This is a genomic window from Variovorax trehalosi, assembly GCF_051216415.1.
In the GTDB taxonomy this organism is placed as follows: Bacteria; Pseudomonadota; Gammaproteobacteria; order Burkholderiales; family Burkholderiaceae_C; genus Variovorax.
In genome coordinates, this window is record NZ_JBPJZG010000010.1 from 92,385 (window position 1) to 108,753 (window position 16,369).

Consider the following 16,369-nt stretch of genomic DNA (forward strand, 5'->3'; position numbering starts at 1 on the left):
GCGCCGCTCAGAGCGCCAGGAAGTGATGCACCTCGGGCTTGTCCGGCCCGATGTGAAAGCGCAGCGCCTCGGCCTGCAGGTCGGCGTCGGCGTGCGACACGCGGTGGTGCTGGCGCAGGTGCTCGGCCCAGGATTCGACGAGGAACCACTCCATCACGCGCTCCGCATCCGCTGTGTGCTCGTGCACACCCCAGGCGTAGGCCCCGTCGCGGCGGCGCTCCAGCGACAGCCGCTTCATCGCCTCGAGGAACGCCGGCCGGTCTTCCTTGCGGATGCGGTACTCGACCTGGATCATCACCGGCCCACGGTCGTGCGCCACGGGCTCGGCCAGCAGCGGTTCGGGCCAATGGTTCGAGGCCTGCAGGTCGGCCTCGCCGGCGGGCAGGCGCACCCGATGGAAAACGAGCCCCGTCACCACCAGCCCCACCGCCCCCGCCACCAGCGTGAACGGCACGCCGATCTGCTGCGCGACCAATCCCCAGCCCAGGCTGCCCGCGGCCATCGCGCCGTTGAACACCGTGAGGTACACGGCCAGTCCGCGCCCCCGCACCCAGTTCGGCAGGATCGACTGCGCCACCCCGTTGAGCGTGGTCAGCGCAATGATCCAGCCCAGCCCCAGCACCAGCAGCAAAACCACCGCCAGCCACTGCGGCGGCGCGAACACCAGCCCGCCCATCACGCCCGCGGTCAGCAGCGCCGCCAGCAGCAGCATGCCGTCGGCATCGAGCCGGGCGCGCAGCCGCGGCATTACCAGCGCACCGCCGATGGCGCCCGCGCCCACCGCGCCCAGCAAGATGCCGTAGAAGCTCGCCGTGCCGCCCAGCATCTGGCGCGCCACCAGCGGCAGCAGCGCCCACACCGAGCTCGCGAACAGGAAGAACACCGCCGCGCGCAACAGCACCACATGCAGTTCCTTGCTGGCCCGCGTGTAGCGGATGCCCGCGCGGAAGGCGCCGAGAAAGTTCTCGGACAACCCGCTGTCCACCGCCGCCGGCCGCTTCCACCACAGCAGCGCCGCGATCACGAACACATAGCTCAGCACGTCCAGCCCGTAGGTGGCCGCAGCGCCGAAGCTCGCCAGGATCAACCCGCCCGCCGCCGGCCCGATGGAGCGCGCGATGTTGATGCCCAGCGAGTTCAGCGCCACCGCGCTCTTCAGGTCGCTGCGCGGCACCAGCTCCGGCACGATCGACTGCCAGGTCGGCCCCATCAGCGCCGCGCCGATGCCGCCCACGAAAGTCAGCGCGATCAGGTACTCGACCGTGAGCGAGCCCGTGTGCGACAGCACCAGCAGCGTGCCGCTCACCGCGGCCAGCAGCACCTGCACGAAGATCAGGAAGCGCCGCCGGTCCAGGATGTCCGAGAGCACCCCCGCCGGAATCGCCAGCAGGAAGATCGGCAGCGTGGCCGCCGTCTGGATCAGCGCCACCGCCGTCGGGCTCGCCGACAGGTCGGTCACCAGCCACGAGCTGGCCACGTCGCGCATGAAACTGCCGATGTTGCCGAGCACGGTGGCGGCCCACAGCACCGCAAAGACCGGCTGGCGCAGCGGCGCGAAGGCGCCGGCGGCTTTTTGGGGTTCAGACATGGGCACGCTCTTTCAGGTCGAGCCAGGCGACGAGCAGGAAGCCGCCGACCAGGCCCAGGTGTTCGAAGAAGGAGTTGGCCGCCATGAAGCGCTCCGGCCCCACCGGCAACTCCCAGAAACGCAGCGCGACGAATGTCGCCATCAGCGTGAAGCCCCCGAGCGCGAGCGCGCCGAGCCAGCGCCAGAAGCCGGTGAGTATGAGCGCCGCGGCGCCCAGCTCCAGCACGATCACCGCCACGGCCAGCGGGCCGGCCGGCGACAGGCCGAAGTGGTTCATCTCGCCGATGGCGGCGTTGAAGTCCATCGCCTTGTTCAGGCCGCCCTGCAGGTAGGCCGCGCAGAGCAGCAGCAAGGCAACCCAGCGCACGGCGGGTGAAAGGGTCCAGTGCATCGTCTTCATCACACCGCCCAGCAGGCGCAGCCCAGCGCGCCCCAGAAGCTCTTCAGGTCGGCAATGGGCAGCTTGCTGCTCCATGCCGTGGCGTGCTGGTGGCCGTGCACGTTGCAGTCGTTGGCGCAGGCGCAGGACATGGCAGCGTTGCGCATCACCTTCTGCAGAGGCGCCCCTTCGGCCGTGTCAGCCCAGCCGGCATAGCCACCGAAAGTGCGCGCGGGCGACCAGTCGGGCATGGCCGGCGGCAGCGTGCCTTCGTCATGCGCGGCGAACGGGCCGGCGCCGTAGACCACCTTGCCGCCCACCATGGTGAGCAGCGCGGTCGTGTCGGCGATTTCCGATTCGGCGCAGGCAAAGAAATCGCGGTCGGGCACCACCAGGTCGGCCAGCTGCCCGGCCTCGATGCGGCCCTTCTTGCCCTCTTCGTTCGAGAACCAGGTGACGTTCTCGGTCCACATGCGCAGCGCGCCTTCGCGGTCCAGGCAGTTGCGCTGCGGGTACAGCTGCATGCCGCCCACCGTCTTGCCCGTGACCAGCCACGAAAGCGACACCCACGGGTTGTACGAGGCCACGCGCGTTGCGTCGGTGCCGGCCGAGACCTTCATGCCGCGCTCGAGCATGCGCTTGACCGGCGGTGTGGCCTCGGCCGCGCCGGCGCCGTAGCGCTCCACGAAATACTCGCCCTGATAGGCCATGCGGTGCTGCACCGCCACCCCGCCGCCGAGCGCGGCGATGCGGTCCATCGACTTCTCGGAGATCGTCTCGGCGTGGTCGAAGAACCAGTTCAGGCCCGCGAGCGGTGTGTCCTTGTTCACCTTCTCGAACACGTCGAGCGAACGGCTGATGGTCTCGTCGTAGGTCGCGTGCATGCGCCACGGCCAGCGGTTCTGCGCCAGGATGCGCACCACGCCTTCGAGCTCGCCTTCCATCTCGGGCGCCATGTCGGGGCGCGGCTGGCGGAAGTCTTCGAAGTCGGCGGCAGAGAACACCAGCATCTCACCCGCGCCGTTGTGGCGGAAGTAGTCGTCGCCCTGCTTGTACGTCGAGTTCGCCGTCCAGTTCAGGAAGTCTTCCTTCTCGGCCTTGGGCTTCTGCGTGAACAGGTTGTAGGCCAGGCGGATCGTGAGCTGCCCGTCGTCGTGCAGCTTGCGGATCACTTCGTAGTCGTCGGGGAAGTTCTGGTTGCCGCCGCCCGCATCGATGGCGCCGGTCACGCCCAGGCGGTTGAGCTCGCGCATGAAGTGGCGCGTGGAATTGAGTTGGTAGTCGAACGGCAGCTTCGGCCCCTTGGCCAGCGTCGCGTAGAGGATGGCCGCGTTCGGCTTTGCGAGCAGCAGGCCCGTGGGGTTGCCGGCGCTGTCGCGCACGATCTCGCCGCCGGGCGGCGCGGGCGTGTCCTTGGTGTAGCCCACGGCGCGCAGCGCGGCGCCGTTGAGCAGCGCACGGTCGTACAGATGCAGTATGAACACCGGCGTATCGGGCGCCACCGCATTCAGCTCGGCGATGGTCGGCAGGCGCTTCTCGGCGAACTGGTGCTCGGTGAAGCCGCCCACCACGCGCACCCACTGCGGCGCCGGTGTGATCGCCACCTGCCGCCGCAGCATCGACATCGCATCGGCCAGGCTGCGCACGCCGTCCCAGCGCAGCTCCATGTTGTAGTTCAGCCCGCCGCGAATGATGTGCAGGTGGTTGTCGATCAGGCCCGGCAGCACGCGCTTGCCTTGCAGGTCGATCACGCGGGTGTTGCTGCCGGCCAGCGGCAGCACGTCTTCGGCGCGGCCCACGCGGGTGAAGCGGCCGTCCTTGATCGCCACCGCGTCGGCCGTGGGATTGGCGCGGTCCAGTGTGGTGAAGCGGCCGTTGCGCAGGATGAGGTCGGGGGTGGAGTTCAGGGTGTTGGCCATGGTCGATGCGGGTGCGAGGGAGGTTGCGGCGAGCGCGCCGAGGGCGCCAAGCAAATGGCGGCGTTGCGGGTCCGGGGCGCTCATGCGTCGCTCCGATCCGATGGGCGGCCGGCAGCGGTCTTCACCGCCTCGGGCTGCACGCACTTGGGCAGCTCGCCGAACACATGCGGCTTGACCTGGTGATGCAGCCACGAGGTGGCGGCCGGCCGGTCGAGCACCTGCCGCACCAGCGGCGGGAGCTGCTCGCCGAGCAGGATGCCCAGGAGCCCCACCAGGGCGATCACCGGCGGCGCCGGCGAACGCACCTGGAAGAGCGCGTAGATCACGCCGACCAGAAGGCCGAGGGCGAGGGAAACGACGTAGGTCTTCATGGCAGGCGCTTCTTTATTTGGTTGGCTGGTTGCGCTCAGCCTTCGTGTGCGCCGAACATCGTCTTGGCGTACGTCACGCCCAGGCCATAAGCGCCGCCCACCTTCTTCGCGATGCCCGTGGTCAGCTCGTACGTCTCGCCGCGGGCCCAGTCGCGTTGCAGCTCCAGCAGGTATTGCAGCGAGGTCATCGGCCGTGCGCCGGCCTGCACCATGCGGTCCATCGCGCGGTTGTGCGCCTCGGCCGACACGTCGCCGCAGGCATCGGCAATCACGTACACCTCGAAGCCCTGGTCGAGCGCCGAGAGCGCCGGGCCCACGATGCACACGCTGGTCCACAGGCCCGCCAGCACGATGCGCGGCTTGCCGATTTCATTCACGCGGTCGATCACGGCGGCGTCTTCCCAGGTGTTCATCGAGGTGCGGTCGAGCATCTTCTGGCCTGGGAAGGCGTCGGTGATCTCGCTGAACATCGGGCCGGAGAAGCTCTTCTCGGCCACCGTCGTGAGGATCGTCGAGACCTTGAAGCCGGCCGCGGCCTGCGCCACCAGCGCCGCGTTGTTGCGCAGGTTCACCGCATCGATCGAGTGCGTGGCAAAGGCCATCTGCGACTGGAAGTCGATCATCACGAGCGTGTGGTCGGCGGGGGTGAGCAGCTTGGAACCGGCGGTGGGGGTGGCTTGGATGGACATGGAAATACTCCTTTTGTTTGAACAGATGATCGATTGGATTCACAATTGCTTTCGGAGGTAATCTCCTTGGCATGGGCTGAATCATCCGGTTCCGAACCCCTGTCATCGACGAAACTTTTCATCGTCCATCATCGAAGTTTTCGATCATTCCTTTTTCACGGAGAACCGCCGCGTGCTCAAACTCAGCCTGGAAGCCATCGAGGTCGTCGATGCCATTGCGCGCCACGGCTCCTTTGCCGCCGCCGCCACGCGCCTGAACAAGGTGCCCTCCACCATCTCGTACGCAGTCGGCAAGCTCGAGGAGCAGCTCGGCATGCTGCTGTTCGAGCGCAACGGCCCGCGCGTCACCCTCACCGCCGTCGGCGAAGAAATGCTGAAAGAGGGGCGCTGGCTCATCAGCGCCGCGAGCGACCTCGAATCGCGCATGCGCCAGATCGCCACCGGCTACGAATCAGAACTGCGGCTGGTGCACGACTCGCTCATTCCCACCGAAGCGCTCATCGACGACATCCGCGCGTTCGAAGACCTGCGCTGCGGCACGCGGTTGCGTGTGGGCTGCGAAGCCCTCACCGGCAGCTGGGAGGCGCTGCGCGAGGGGCGCGCCGACATCGTCATCGCCGCGGGCGAAGGCCCGGCCGGCGGCGGCTACCAGGCCGTGACCGTGGGGAGCCTGGAGTTCGCGTTCTGCGTGGCGCCCACGCACCCGCTCACGCGGCTGGGCCGTCCGCTGGAGCGCGGCGACCTCTTGGACTGCAACGCCATCGTGGTGGGCGACAGCGCCCGCACGCTGTCGGACCGCACCGTCGGCCTGCTCGCCGGGCAGCCACGCATCACCGTGCCGTCGATGACCGCGAAGGTCGCCTGCCAGGTGGCCGGGCTCGGGCACGGTTTTCTGCCGCGTGCCTGCATCGCGAACGAGCTGGCGCGCGGCACGCTGGTCGAACTGCCGACCCAGGAGCCGCGCGCGCCCGAGGTGTTCTGGCTCGCCTGGAAGACCGGCGCGAAGGGACAAGCGCTGCGGTGGTGGCACGAGCGGATGAACCGCACGCTGGTGCCGGCGCTGTTGCCGCGGTCGTTTATTTGAAGGCGACGGCCCGGGCGTTCAGCGGCCGACGCGCAGCTTGTCCAGCGCCCGGTCGAGAAACGCCAGCCGGTCCTGCCCCCAGAACCGCTCGCCGTTCAGGATGAACGTCGGCGCGCCGAACACGCCCGCTTCCACCGCCTCCGCACTGTTCGCGCGGTACACCGCCAGCGTCTCGGCCGACTGCTCCAGCGCCTGCAACGAGGCGCCGTCGTAGCCGTTCTCGTCGGCCACCGCGATGCGCACCGCGGCCTGCGCGGTGTCGCGCTCCTCCGCCCACAGCGCGCGCAGCAGCGCATGCGAGAGCGGCTGCGCATCGAGCCCCTTGAGCTGCGCGGCGATCACCATCCAGCCCGGGTACTTGTTCCAGTTCGGATCGCTGGGCGCGCCCTTCGGGTAGTGCGCGGGTTCCAGGTTCATCGGCATGCCGAGGTAGTCGCTCCAGCGCGCCAGTTCGAGCGCGTGGTACGTGCGGCGCGGTTCGGGGCGCGTCTTCAGCGGAATGCCGCCGGTCTGCGGCACCACCGCCTGGAAGTCGTAGGGCTTGAGCGTGAGCCGCACATGGTGGCGGCGCACGATGTCCTGCAGTTGCGGGCCGCCCAGGTAGGCCCAGGGGGAGGAGAGGCTGTAGTAGCAGTCGAGCGCGATCATGTTTCGATTATCTTCAGCGCATGCCCGCCCACGCCGCGCCCCTCACCCTTTCGCCCTCGGGGTCGGCGCCTGCGCCGGCAGGGCGATGATGAAATTCCCCGCCTTCCTCTTCTCGCTCTTCGTCTCCCGGCTGGCCGACCAGATGCTGCTGTTCCTGGTGCCGCTCGTGGTGTTCCAGGTGACGCAGAGCGTGGCGTGGTCCGGCTACGCCTTCGCGGCCGAGACCTTTCCGCGCTTTCTGTCATTCCCCGTTTGCGGCGCGCTGTGCGACCGCATCTCGCCGCTCAAGCTCCTGCGCGGCAGCCAGATCTTTCGCGCGCTGGTGTGCCTGCTCGGCGTGCTGGGCAGCGAGGCCATGGGCGGCATCGGCTGGCTCGTGGGTCTCTCGGCCGTGTGCGGCGTGCTCACCACGCAGGGCGTGATGGCCCGCGAAGTGATGCTGCCGCAGATTGCCAACGGCCACCGCTTCGACCGCGTGCTGGCCCACGCGCAGACCGCCGAGCAGACCGGCATGGTGCTCGGCCCGCTGGTGGCGGCTGCGCTCTTCGCGCACTGGCCCTGGCAGGCCGTGGTCGGCGCGGCGGCGGCGCTGTTCCTGCTCGCCGATGCCGCCACCGCGTACTGGCGGCACGGCAACCCCGTGCAACTGAGCGAACCGCACGCCGAGCCCGGGCACTTTCTGCGCCCCATCCAGACCGCCCTCTTGCACGTGCTGCGCCTGCCCGGCCTGATGCGGCTCACCGTGGTGACGGCGGGCGTCAACCTCGTCATCGGGGTCACGCTCGCGTCTTCGGCGGCGCTGGTCACCGGGCTCTACCAGCGCTCGGCCAACTACTACGCGGGCCTGCAGATGCTGGGCGCGGTCGCCACCGTGGTCGTGCTGCTGGCCATTGCGCGCGGTGCGTTCGCGCTGCGCAAGATGGGCGTGGTGTCGTTCCTGTTGATCTTCGGCGGCGGCGTGCTCACCGCCATCAGCCCTAGCCATTGGGGCTACGCGCTGGGCTTTCTGCTGGTGACGGGGTTCGACAAGATGTTCAGCATCTACATCCGCGTGCACCGGCAGAAGATCATTCCCGCCAAGGACTACGGCAAGACCACCGGCGTGATCGTGCTGCTCAACAACCTGAGCCAGCCGGTGGCGGGCCTGCTGGTCGGCGCGCTGGCCGGCACGGCGCAGACCGGCTGGGTGATCCTCGCGCTGTGCTTGCTGATGGCCGCCCTCGGCATCGCCGCCGCGATCAGCCACCGGGCATCGGCCGCAGCCGCCGATGCCTCCGCTACATCACCTTGACCGCGCGCCCGATGAACTGGATCGGCCCCGTCGGCCGGTCGAGCGGTGAGCCGTTCTCCGGCTCCAGCGTCAGCTCGAAGAGCTGATTCGGCTCCAGCGGCGGCAGCTTGTCGATGGGAATCCGCAGCGTCTGGCCCTGCTGCTTGACGAGGCCCAGCGACACCGGCCCGCGCCACTGGTCGGCCTTGGTCCAGAACTGCAGCGTCTTCTGCGGCGGCACCTCGAAAGTGCCCAGCGGCACGAGGCTGAGCTGACGCGACGAGTTCGCCTGAATCACCCAGCCCGGCGACTTGTTCTCGGGTGCGACCAGCACCACCATGTACTGCGTGGCCGGCGGCGTCGCATCGCGCGTGACCACCACCGCCAGCAGCAGCGCCGCCGTGGCGAAGCCGCCCGCGGCCAGCCCGCGCCAGAGCTTGAGGTTGTTCCACCACCCGACGACGCCCGCAGCCTGCGCCTTCGATGCCTTGCCCAACCCATCGACGCTGCGCTCGATGCGCGTCCACAGCGAAGGCGACGGCTCTGCCGGCTCCGCCAGCGCGGTGAGCGGCTGCAGCCGCGCCTCCCACGCGCGCACCGCTTCGCGCAGCGCCGGCTCGCTCCGCATGCGCACCTCGACCGCCGCGCGCCCTGTGGCCGAGAGCGTGCCCAGCACGTACTCGCCCGCGAGCCCGTCGATGTCGTTGACGTCGCCGATGTCCTTGTTGTCTTCAGCGCTGCTCATCCCATGCACTCCCGCAGCGCGCGCATGCCGCGCTGGATCCAGGCCTTCACCGTGCCCAGCGGCGTCTGCAGCCGCTCGGCGATTTCGCCATGCGAGCAGCCTTCGACGTACGCATAGAGGATGCAATCGCGCCGCGCCGGCTCCAGCCCCGAGAGGCAGCCGTGCAGCCGGCCGAGATCGGCGCGCAGCTCGAGGGGATCGCCCGCCGCCGCATACGCCGCTAGCGATGCCTGGTCGTCGGCCGCAACGGCCGCGTCTTCGTCCAGGCTCACCTGCCGCGCGCCGCTGCGCACCATGTTCAGCGCCGCGTGGCGCACCACGCTGTACACCCAGCCCCGGCCTTCGCCGAGCGCGGGGTTGAAGCTCTCGGCGCGCTGCCAGATGCTGATGAAGGCATCGTGCAGCACGTCTTCGGCCTGCTGGCGCTGGCGCACGATGCGCAGCGCCACGCCCATCAGGTAGCGGCTCTCTCGCTGGTAGAGCTGCTGCAACGCCTGACGGTCGCCGCGGGCGCAGGCCATGAGCGCGGCGTCGTAGTCGAAGGGGGCGGTGGATGTGGGAGGCGACAATGTCTGCGGCGGGTGGTGGGCGGCCCCATCGTAGTGGAGCAGCCGCGCACCGCAGCAGATTCACCCCCGAACCATCAGGCCGCCTGTCAGGACGCCTTGTAGAAGATGTAGTCGGCCTGGTACTTCACGATCTGCTTCTGGCCCTTGGTGGCCGGCGTGCAGGGCATGGCCGTCGGTGCCACGCCGCCCTTGAGGGCCACGCGCTGGATGTAGGTCACGCCCGTCATCGCGCCCGAGCCCATCGCCGGGTTGGCCTTGACCAGCTGGTACGGCAGGCTGGTCGGGCCCGACGGTGCGACCGCCAGTTGCGTGGCCGTGAGCTTGGAGCCGTCGTTCGACTCCCAGGTGGCCGGCGGGCCATAGTACTTGCCGACCTGCTTGCCGCTGCGGTCGTTCAGCTTCGCGTCGGGGCCGACGAACACCCACTCGGTCGCGCCGGGGGTGTTGGCCTTGTCACGGCATTCGTACGTGATGTCGCCCACGCCGACGGTTTCCATGGCGACCTTGTTGCCGGCGGGCACCTGGATGGTCGGGGGCAGGCTGGACTGGTTGAACGTGGGGGCCATCGACATCGAGCCGCAGGCGGTGAGCACGGCTGCAGCGGCGGAGACGGCGCCGAGGACGGCGATCGAACGGGAGGTGTGCATGGAATTACTCCTGGGTTGTAGAAGGTCAGCAGCTCCTCGCTGCTGACAGGTACTACCCGCCGGATGCACGTTTGGATGCAGGGGATGCGAAATATTTTTCAGTTGCGGAGTCCGGGGACTTTCTGCGACAGGCTGTCGCAGAAAGTCGCTTGGAACCGCCCCTCCCGCCCTCACCCCGAGTGCGCCAGCCGCAACCCGCCCTTCCCATCGGGCAGCCAAACCTCTGCCCCATCCGAACTCGCATTGAAGAACCCAACCCCGTGCTTCGCGGCCAAAGCGAAAACAGCGTCATACGCGGGTTCGACCTTCGACCAGGCAAACGCCGCGTAGATGACTTCCCGCCCGACGCTGTAGTCGGTCACCGTCGAGTCATCCTCGGGAAGTTCCTCGGACGCAAACGGGCCGTTCATGGCGGGCCAGGACTGGATCATTTCCAGGAACCACGCCTTCAATGCAGGTGTGCTCACCTCCGGGTTGTCGTAGGAATGGTCTTCCTCCCACTCGGTGTGGCCTTCATACCAGTCGAGAAAGGCGGCCCGGTCCTTGGGGGCGGCCTCCACTGCAAACACCATCAAGTCGTAACTCATGCGACGGACTCCTCCTGTTTGGGAGGCCGACTTTAGCCGCCGTGAATGACAGAGGGCAACCCGCCTTGCAGCGCCCGGCGCATGTCGCCAGCGGCTGCATTGACGGCGTCGATGCGCGCCACGAGCGCTTCGTTGAGCAGGCCGAGCAAGGCGCTCAGTTCGCTGCGGGTGGGGGCGAGCACTTCGCTGTCGTTCGGGGCGCCGGTTTCGATGAGCTTTTCGAACGCGGTGTAGGCGCGAAGGATCTCGTTAAGGTTTTCGGCGTCGTCGCAGGCTTGGATTGCGAGGGTGTCGAGGTCGAGAAACGACGGCTCAGGGGGAGTGGAAGGATTGCCAGATTGCGCGGAGGCGCGTGCGGATTCAGCCATGAGATGGACTCCAAGTTGCGCAGAGGTTCATCAGGCTTCCAAACCCGGTCGCACCACCTAGCCCGACGCGGGCAGTATATCTACGGGAGCTTTAGACCCAAGACCACCGTATCCGTCAATCGATTTCATTATTCGCTTGACGTTCTACGCTAGTACTGGGACGCTCTGCGGCGCGATTCAAACCACGAACGATGCGAAATTTACCTAATTGGGATAAATTCCTATGGCAATAGTCAGCCTTTCATCCGCACATCTTGAAATCCTACGAAAACTAGAATCCGAATTAAAAATTGCTGTGGCAGCCGGCGAACCAGATACAGCAATAGAGGTAGCCGCAAAAATACAATCCCTATTGGATTTTGATCGAACGCATCACCGGCTTTTACGCGCAAAGCTTTGGGCCTTTGAAGCCTGCGTTGAAGCCAATAGGCTTTCTTATGCAGAGCGTGGCTTAATAGGGGTTCGCGAACTCGCAGGAACTACAACCCGGTTATCGCTGGAGGCAAGCGGCCTTTTAGCGGTCGTTTTTCTTCGTCAAAAGAAAACCGCAGAGGCAAAAAAGCTAATTCGAGACGTCATCAGCAACATAAACAACATCACCTCAGATCGAACTCGTCATCAGTTTCAAAAACGCCTTGTCTCACGAATCGAAGAGGAATGTATTTTGGCAGAACTTATTGGGACCGAAGAGGGCCCGATGGATGCGGAAGAGGTTCAAGCCAAAGCAGTCCTACTGCTTCAAAGGAGTAGCGATGACGAAATATTCAAACTCATCGGCAACTCGATTCCAGTAGCAAGCATTAATTTACTTAGCGATGTTCGAGCTTATTCAATTTTGCAATTATCAGGCCCGGATCAAAAGCTTTTGCCGCCTCCCGAGAAAGCTCGGGAGCCCAAGGCCATAGGAAAGACCACCTTCGCGGTGCTTAGAAGAATCGCCTGGAAAACATTTTGCAAGCCGAATAGTCCGATCTATAAATTGTGGTCAAAAAAGATTCCCGAAGTTTTTAATCAGGGATATTTTTCAGCTGCAGTACTATCAACATTTGGCGATTTCAGAATTGGCCTTCCCCTTCTGGCAAGCGGAGTGGTTGCATTGGCAATGAAGTATTCTGCTGAGGAGTTTTGTGAACTCGCAAAACCGAAGGGATTGATGATATCTGGCAGTGAAAAAGAATGAACTCAAAATCACGCTCTCCACTCAAGGATAAACCCCTGCGTGTCCCTGGACAATCTGTCGCCGAGGAGCGAGAAGAATTAATTGAAAACACGGTGGCACAACCGTTAATGCTGGCACTTTTCCTATCTCTTCTTGCAGGACTTGAATGGTCTCGTCATTATTTCAACACGAAGCCAAGCCCAATTATTTATTCAATAGCTGCAACAATTGGAATTGCATACGCCGTTTTCCGCATTTGGCGGAACATACCAAAGCTTCGAAATCTACGACAAGCAATGGAAGGTGAAAGGGTAGTGGGCCAATTTTTAGAACGTCTTCGCCAAAATGGCTTTCAAGTATTCCACGACATAGTCGGCGACGACTTCAATGTCGATCATGTATTGATCGGGCCACCCGGTGTTTTTACTGTCGAGACCAAGACTTGGAGCAAGCCAAATTCGGAGAATGCGCAGATCGTTTTTGACGGCGAGACGCTCAAGATTGGATCGTTCTCACCAAACCGCGATCCCATTGTTCAGGCGCGATCACAGGCAAGTTGGCTAAAACAGTTGCTTCTAGAAAGCACTGGCCGCAAGTTTGAGACGCGTCCCGTAATCGTTTTTCCTGGATGGTTCGTGGTGAACTCTGGTGGCTTTCACGATCTGTGGGTCTTAGAACCCAAAGCGCTTCTCTCCTTCTTGCAGCATGAACCAGTGCGCCTTTCCGCGGAAGACGTAAAGCTCGCCAGCTTCCACCTGTCGAGACTTATCCGATCTACCGAGCGTGAAAGAAGTACGCGCGGATAGTTGACTCAAAAGCAACTATCTTCTGCCCAAACCCCCATTTATCCGCAAAGGTATCCACAAGACACTCCTCCTAACCCATCCAGGAGTGCCTCATGCCAATTGCCTTACTCGCGCTGACCCTCAGCGCCTTCGCCATCGGGACGACCGAGTTCGTCATCGTTGGCCTCATCCCCACGGTCGCTGCTGACCTCGCCATCAGCCTGCCCTCGGCCGGCTTGCTGGTCAGCCTCTACGCGCTGGGCGTCGCCATCGGCGCGCCGGTGCTCACCGCCCTCACGGGCAAGCTGCCGCGCAAGGCGCTGCTGCTCGGGCTCATGGCGCTGTTCACGGTCGGCAATCTGCTGGCGTGGAAGGCACCGAGCTATGAATCGCTGGTGGCCGCGCGCATCCTCACGGGTCTGGCGCACGGGGTGTTCTTCTCGATCGGCTCGACCATCGCCACGGGCCTCGTGCCCAAGGAAAAGGCCGCCAGCGCCATCGCGATCATGTTCACCGGGCTCACGGTGGCGCTGGTCACGGGCGTGCCGCTGGGCACGTTCATCGGGCAGCACTTCGGCTGGCGCGAGACCTTCCTGGCCGTGTCGGCGCTGGGCGTGGTCGCCTTCATCGGCAGCTGGATCTTTGTGCCCAACAACATCCGCCACACGGCGCCGGCCTCGCTGGCGCAGCAGGCCAAGGTGCTGGCCGAGCCGCGATTGCTGCTGGTGTATGCCAAGACGGCCATCGGCTACGGCGGCTCGTTCATTCCGTTCACCTTTCTCGCGCCGATCCTCACCGACGTGTCGGGCTTCAGCGCCGGCGCGGTGGGCTGGGTGATGCTGGTCTACGGCATCTCGGTGGCGGTGGGCAACATCTGGGGCGGCAAGCTGGCCGACCGCATGGGGCCGATTCCGGCGCTCAAGATCATCTTCGCGCTGCTGGCCGCCGTGCTGCTGGTCTTCAACTTCGCGGCGCCGCACAAGTGGCTGGCGCTGGTGGCGGTGCTGATGTGGGGCGCGGTCGCCTTCGGCAACGTGCCGGGGCTGCAGGTGTATGTGGTGAAGCAAGCCGAACGCTTCACGCCGCAGGCGGTGGACGTGGCCTCGGGCCTGAACATCGCGGCCTTCAACCTGGGCATTGCCCTCGCAGCCTGGGCCGGCGGCCTGATCGTGACGCACCTGGGGCTGATGCACACGCCATGGATCGGCGCGCTGGTGGTGCTGGTGTCGCTGGCCCTCACGCAGTGGAGCGGCGCGCTGGACCGCCGTGCCGGGATTCCGGTGCGCGCTTCGGGGCCGGTGCCGGTCGGGCACTGAGCTGGTTTCTTTTTTTCTTTCTCCTCTCTCTTTATCAACGCATAGGACAACACCATGACAACGACGAGCAACAACGCATCCATCCCCGCCTTCGGCCTCGGCACCTTCCGCCTGAAGGGCCAGGTGGTCATCGACTCGGTGAAGAACGGCCTGGACGTGGGCTACCGCGTCATCGACACCGCGCAGATCTACGGCAACGAAGCCGAAGTGGGCCAGGCGATTGCCGAAAGCGGCGTGGCGCGCAGCGACCTCTTCATCACCACCAAGATCTGGACCGACAACTACGCCAAGGCCAAGCTGGTGCCGAGCCTGAAAGACAGCCTCGCCAAGCTGCGCACCGATCACGTCGACCTGACGCTGATCCACTGGCCCTCGCCCGGCAACGCAGTTTCTGTCGCCGAGTTCATGGGCGCGCTGGCCGAGGCCAAGGCGCTGGGGCTCACCCAGCGCATCGGCGTGTCGAACTTCAACATCGCGCTGATGAAGGAAGCGATTGCGGCCGTGGGCGCCGAGAACATCGCCACCAACCAGGTCGAACTGCACCCGTACCTGCAGAACCGCAAGGTGGCCGAATTCGCCAAGAGCCAGGGCATCCACATCACCTCGTACATGACGCTGGCCTACGGCAAGGTCATCACCGATCCGGTGATCGAGGCGATTGCCAAGGCGCACAACGCCACCACCGCGCAGGTCACGCTGGCCTGGGCGATGCAGCTGGGCTATGCGGTGATTCCGTCGTCCACGAAGCGCGCGAACCTCGAAGGCAACCTGAAGGCGCAGCAACTGAAGCTGACCGACGCCGAGATGGCGCAGATCGCAGCGCTCGACCGCAACGAGCGGCTGACCGACCCGGCTGGCCTGTCGCCGGCGTGGGACTGATCGATCGATGGGCCACGCCATGAACAACAACGACACGGCAACCGCCCTGCCCGCGTTCGTCGGCCGCACGTACGAAGTGCGCTACGGCGAAACGATGACCGCGCTGAACATCTACGCGGCCGACGGCCGGACGATGCGCTACGAGGTGACGGCCGGCCCCTTCAAGGGCGCGACGGCCGAGGTGCGCTACCAGGCCGAGCAGATCGGCCCCGGGCTCTATGCGCTCTCGTGGCAGGAGGCCGACAAGGGCACGGTGGTGCACGTCGACGACTTCGAAGGCGGCCACTCGCGCTCGTACTACACGACAGCCGGGCATGAGTTCGTGCGCATGGCGGGCACGCTGCGCGAAGTGACTGCTGCGCCATGACCACTTCGCTGCAACGCCTGGTCGCCACCAACGGCAGCGGCCCGAGCATCGGGCTCGAGCTGCCGCTGGACAACGACTGGTCACCCGCGGGCGACACCGCCCGCCGCGCCGCGGGCCGCCCCTTCGGTGTGCCCGACATCGCGCAGCACGCGCGCCTCGCGAAGCTGGCCGACAAACTGGGCTTTCGCGCGCTGTGGGCACGCGACGTGCCGCTGTACGACCCGGCCTTCGGCGATGCCGCGCAGGTGTTCGAGGTGTTCAGCTACCTCGGCTACCTGGCGGGCGTGACCGAGCGCATCTTGCTCGGCACCGCCGCCGTGGTGCTGCCGCTGCGCGAACCGGCGCTCACGCTGAAGTCGGCCGCCACGGTCGACCACTTGAGCAACGGCCGGCTGATGCTGGGCGTGGCCAGCGGCGACCGGCCGGTGGAGTACCCGATCTTCGATCGCGACTACGCCTCGCGCGGTGAACGCTTCCGCGAACAGGTGGCGATGGTGCGCGACTGGGGTGCAGCGTCGTTGCCCGAAGGCATCGAGCTGCTGCCGCGTCCACAGCAGAACCCGCTGCCGTTGCTGGTTGCCGGACTCGCACAGCAAACGCCCGACTGGATCGGCACGCACATGGACGGCTGCCTCGCCTACCCCGGCACGCCGGAAGACCATGCGCGGCGCTCCGCGCAATGGCGTGCGCTGGCGGGCGAACACAAGCCGTATGTGAGCTTCATCCACCTCGACCTGGCGGACGATGCCGATGCGCCGCTGGAGCGCCATCGCTTCGGTGGGCGCATGGGCCGCAATGCGCTCGTCGCGGAGCTGGCCGCGCTGCATGCGGCAGGTGTGCAGCATGTGGGGCTGCATTTGCGGCGCAACCGGCGGCCGCTGGCGGAAACGATGGAAGAGATTGCGCAGTTCGTGCTGCCGGTGTTTCATGCGGAGGCGGGCACGCTTCAGCGTGAAAAGAAAGACGACAACACGGCCGTCGCGGCCGTCTCGGTGTGAC

General features: G+C 65.7%; 19 protein-coding genes. 8 read left to right on the forward strand and 11 right to left on the reverse strand.

All coding sequences use genetic code 11. From position 1 onward, the window contains the following. Nucleotides 1-7 precede the first annotated feature (7 nt). From ACSFA7_RS29680 to ACSFA7_RS29700, 5 genes are all read right to left on the reverse strand, one after another. Entirely contained in the window at nucleotides 8-1,588 is a 1,581-nt protein-coding gene (locus ACSFA7_RS29680; RefSeq protein ID WP_435502657.1) for an MFS transporter, read from the reverse strand. Next, nucleotides 1,581-1,988 carry a DoxX family protein gene (locus ACSFA7_RS29685; protein WP_435502658.1) on the reverse strand — a complete coding sequence of 136 codons (408 nt, stop codon included), beginning with the start codon at nucleotides 1,986-1,988 and terminating at the stop codon, nucleotides 1,581-1,583. The genes ACSFA7_RS29680 and ACSFA7_RS29685 overlap by 8 nt, the downstream gene beginning before the upstream one ends. Beyond that, nucleotides 1,988-3,886: an amidohydrolase gene (locus tag ACSFA7_RS29690; protein WP_435502775.1), complete on the reverse strand. Its 1,899-nt coding sequence runs from the start codon at nucleotides 3,884-3,886 to the stop codon at nucleotides 1,988-1,990. The genes ACSFA7_RS29685 and ACSFA7_RS29690 overlap by 1 nt, the downstream gene beginning before the upstream one ends. An 80-nt stretch (nucleotides 3,887-3,966) precedes the next feature. Beyond that, nucleotides 3,967-4,257, reverse strand: coding sequence for a DUF1427 family protein (locus ACSFA7_RS29695; protein WP_435502659.1), 291 nt, complete (start codon nucleotides 4,255-4,257; stop codon nucleotides 3,967-3,969). 35 nt (nucleotides 4,258-4,292) lie between these two features. Next, a complete protein-coding gene (locus ACSFA7_RS29700; protein ID WP_435502660.1) occupies nucleotides 4,293-4,946 on the reverse strand; it encodes a hydrolase in 654 nt (217 codons plus the stop codon). Between the two features lie 172 nt (nucleotides 4,947-5,118). Between ACSFA7_RS29700 and ACSFA7_RS29705 the strand changes: the two genes are divergently transcribed. Next, nucleotides 5,119-6,030, forward strand: a complete 912-nt coding sequence (locus ACSFA7_RS29705) for a LysR family transcriptional regulator (protein WP_435502661.1) — start codon at nucleotides 5,119-5,121, stop codon at nucleotides 6,028-6,030. 18 nt (nucleotides 6,031-6,048) lie between these two features. On the opposite strand, the gene ACSFA7_RS29710 is transcribed toward ACSFA7_RS29705, so the two are convergent. Continuing rightward, entirely contained in the window at nucleotides 6,049-6,678 is a 630-nt protein-coding gene (locus tag ACSFA7_RS29710) for a 2-hydroxychromene-2-carboxylate isomerase (protein WP_435502662.1), read from the reverse strand. 88 nt (nucleotides 6,679-6,766) lie between these two features. Here ACSFA7_RS29710 and ACSFA7_RS29715 point away from each other — a divergent pair, with 88 nt between their 5' ends. Beyond that, nucleotides 6,767-7,969: an MFS transporter gene (locus ACSFA7_RS29715; RefSeq protein ID WP_435502663.1), complete on the forward strand. Its 1,203-nt coding sequence runs from the start codon at nucleotides 6,767-6,769 to the stop codon at nucleotides 7,967-7,969. On the opposite strand, the gene ACSFA7_RS29720 is transcribed toward ACSFA7_RS29715, so the two are convergent. The 5 genes from ACSFA7_RS29720 to ACSFA7_RS29740 all read right to left on the reverse strand — a co-directional run bounded on the left by ACSFA7_RS29720 (nucleotide 7,956) and on the right by ACSFA7_RS29740 (nucleotide 10,864). Then, nucleotides 7,956-8,693: an anti-sigma factor gene (locus ACSFA7_RS29720; protein WP_435502664.1), complete on the reverse strand. Its 738-nt coding sequence runs from the start codon at nucleotides 8,691-8,693 to the stop codon at nucleotides 7,956-7,958. The genes ACSFA7_RS29715 and ACSFA7_RS29720 overlap by 14 nt on opposite strands. Then, nucleotides 8,690-9,214 (reverse strand): sigma-70 family RNA polymerase sigma factor, encoded by a 525-nt coding sequence (locus tag ACSFA7_RS29725; RefSeq protein ID WP_435502776.1) that lies wholly within the window; start codon nucleotides 9,212-9,214, stop codon nucleotides 8,690-8,692. The genes ACSFA7_RS29720 and ACSFA7_RS29725 overlap by 4 nt, the downstream gene beginning before the upstream one ends. 134 nt (nucleotides 9,215-9,348) lie before the next feature. Beyond that, entirely contained in the window at nucleotides 9,349-9,909 is a 561-nt protein-coding gene (locus ACSFA7_RS29730) for a DUF3455 domain-containing protein (RefSeq protein WP_435502665.1), read from the reverse strand. Between the two features lie 170 nt (nucleotides 9,910-10,079). Continuing rightward, a complete protein-coding gene (locus ACSFA7_RS29735) occupies nucleotides 10,080-10,496 on the reverse strand; it encodes a hypothetical protein (RefSeq protein ID WP_435502666.1) in 417 nt (138 codons plus the stop codon). 32 nt (nucleotides 10,497-10,528) lie between these two features. Beyond that, nucleotides 10,529-10,864: a hypothetical protein gene (locus ACSFA7_RS29740; RefSeq protein WP_435502667.1), complete on the reverse strand. Its 336-nt coding sequence runs from the start codon at nucleotides 10,862-10,864 to the stop codon at nucleotides 10,529-10,531. Nucleotides 10,865-11,087: 223 nt separating this feature from the next. On the opposite strand from ACSFA7_RS29740, the gene ACSFA7_RS29745 reads away from it, so the two are divergent. From ACSFA7_RS29745 to ACSFA7_RS29770, 6 genes are all read left to right on the forward strand, one after another. Next, the gene (locus tag ACSFA7_RS29745; RefSeq protein ID WP_435502668.1) at nucleotides 11,088-12,044 is read left to right on the forward strand and encodes a hypothetical protein; all 957 of its coding nucleotides are present in this window, start codon (nucleotides 11,088-11,090) and stop codon (nucleotides 12,042-12,044) included. Then, nucleotides 12,041-12,829 (forward strand): nuclease-related domain-containing protein, encoded by a 789-nt coding sequence (locus tag ACSFA7_RS29750; RefSeq protein ID WP_435502669.1) that lies wholly within the window; start codon nucleotides 12,041-12,043, stop codon nucleotides 12,827-12,829. Before ACSFA7_RS29745 ends, ACSFA7_RS29750 begins: the two co-directional genes overlap by 4 nt. Nucleotides 12,830-12,921: 92 nt before the next feature. Next, nucleotides 12,922-14,124 carry an MFS transporter gene (locus ACSFA7_RS29755; RefSeq protein WP_435502670.1) on the forward strand — a complete coding sequence of 401 codons (1,203 nt, stop codon included), beginning with the start codon at nucleotides 12,922-12,924 and terminating at the stop codon, nucleotides 14,122-14,124. 54 nt (nucleotides 14,125-14,178) lie between these two features. Beyond that, nucleotides 14,179-15,003 (forward strand): 2,5-didehydrogluconate reductase DkgB, encoded by an 825-nt coding sequence (dkgB, locus tag ACSFA7_RS29760; protein ID WP_435502671.1) that lies wholly within the window; start codon nucleotides 14,179-14,181, stop codon nucleotides 15,001-15,003. A 19-nt stretch (nucleotides 15,004-15,022) separates the two neighbouring features. Further along, a complete protein-coding gene (locus tag ACSFA7_RS29765; protein WP_435502672.1) occupies nucleotides 15,023-15,370 on the forward strand; it encodes a MoaF-related domain-containing protein in 348 nt (115 codons plus the stop codon). Further along, entirely contained in the window at nucleotides 15,367-16,368 is a 1,002-nt protein-coding gene (locus ACSFA7_RS29770) for a TIGR03571 family LLM class oxidoreductase (protein WP_435502673.1), read from the forward strand. Before ACSFA7_RS29765 ends, ACSFA7_RS29770 begins: the two co-directional genes overlap by 4 nt. The last annotated feature ends 1 nt before the right edge of the window (nucleotide 16,369 follow it).

Coding starts and splice junctions, on each gene's coding strand:
- ACSFA7_RS29680 (WP_435502657.1), bottom strand. CDS start 1,588: ATGTCTGAACCCCAAAAAGCCGCCGGCGCCTTCGCGCCGCTGCGCCAG.
- ACSFA7_RS29685 (WP_435502658.1), bottom strand. CDS start 1,988: ATGAAGACGATGCACTGGACCCTTTCACCCGCCGTGCGCTGGGTTGCC.
- ACSFA7_RS29690 (WP_435502775.1), bottom strand. CDS start 3,886: ATGGCCAACACCCTGAACTCCACCCCCGACCTCATCCTGCGCAACGGC.
- ACSFA7_RS29695 (WP_435502659.1), bottom strand. CDS start 4,257: ATGAAGACCTACGTCGTTTCCCTCGCCCTCGGCCTTCTGGTCGGCGTG.
- ACSFA7_RS29700 (WP_435502660.1), bottom strand. CDS start 4,946: ATGTCCATCCAAGCCACCCCCACCGCCGGTTCCAAGCTGCTCACCCCC.
- ACSFA7_RS29710 (WP_435502662.1), bottom strand. CDS start 6,678: ATGATCGCGCTCGACTGCTACTACAGCCTCTCCTCCCCCTGGGCCTAC.
- ACSFA7_RS29715 (WP_435502663.1), top strand. CDS start 6,767: ATGAAATTCCCCGCCTTCCTCTTCTCGCTCTTCGTCTCCCGGCTGGCC.
- ACSFA7_RS29720 (WP_435502664.1), bottom strand. CDS start 8,693: ATGAGCAGCGCTGAAGACAACAAGGACATCGGCGACGTCAACGACATC.
- ACSFA7_RS29725 (WP_435502776.1), bottom strand. CDS start 9,214: ATGGCCTGCGCCCGCGGCGACCGTCAGGCGTTGCAGCAGCTCTACCAG.
- ACSFA7_RS29730 (WP_435502665.1), bottom strand. CDS start 9,909: ATGCACACCTCCCGTTCGATCGCCGTCCTCGGCGCCGTCTCCGCCGCT.
- ACSFA7_RS29735 (WP_435502666.1), bottom strand. CDS start 10,496: ATGAGTTACGACTTGATGGTGTTTGCAGTGGAGGCCGCCCCCAAGGAC.
- ACSFA7_RS29740 (WP_435502667.1), bottom strand. CDS start 10,864: ATGGCTGAATCCGCACGCGCCTCCGCGCAATCTGGCAATCCTTCCACT.
- ACSFA7_RS29745 (WP_435502668.1), top strand. CDS start 11,088: ATGGCAATAGTCAGCCTTTCATCCGCACATCTTGAAATCCTACGAAAA.
- ACSFA7_RS29750 (WP_435502669.1), top strand. CDS start 12,041: ATGAACTCAAAATCACGCTCTCCACTCAAGGATAAACCCCTGCGTGTC.
- ACSFA7_RS29755 (WP_435502670.1), top strand. CDS start 12,922: ATGCCAATTGCCTTACTCGCGCTGACCCTCAGCGCCTTCGCCATCGGG.
- dkgB (WP_435502671.1), top strand. CDS start 14,179: ATGACAACGACGAGCAACAACGCATCCATCCCCGCCTTCGGCCTCGGC.
- ACSFA7_RS29765 (WP_435502672.1), top strand. CDS start 15,023: ATGAACAACAACGACACGGCAACCGCCCTGCCCGCGTTCGTCGGCCGC.
- ACSFA7_RS29770 (WP_435502673.1), top strand. CDS start 15,367: ATGACCACTTCGCTGCAACGCCTGGTCGCCACCAACGGCAGCGGCCCG.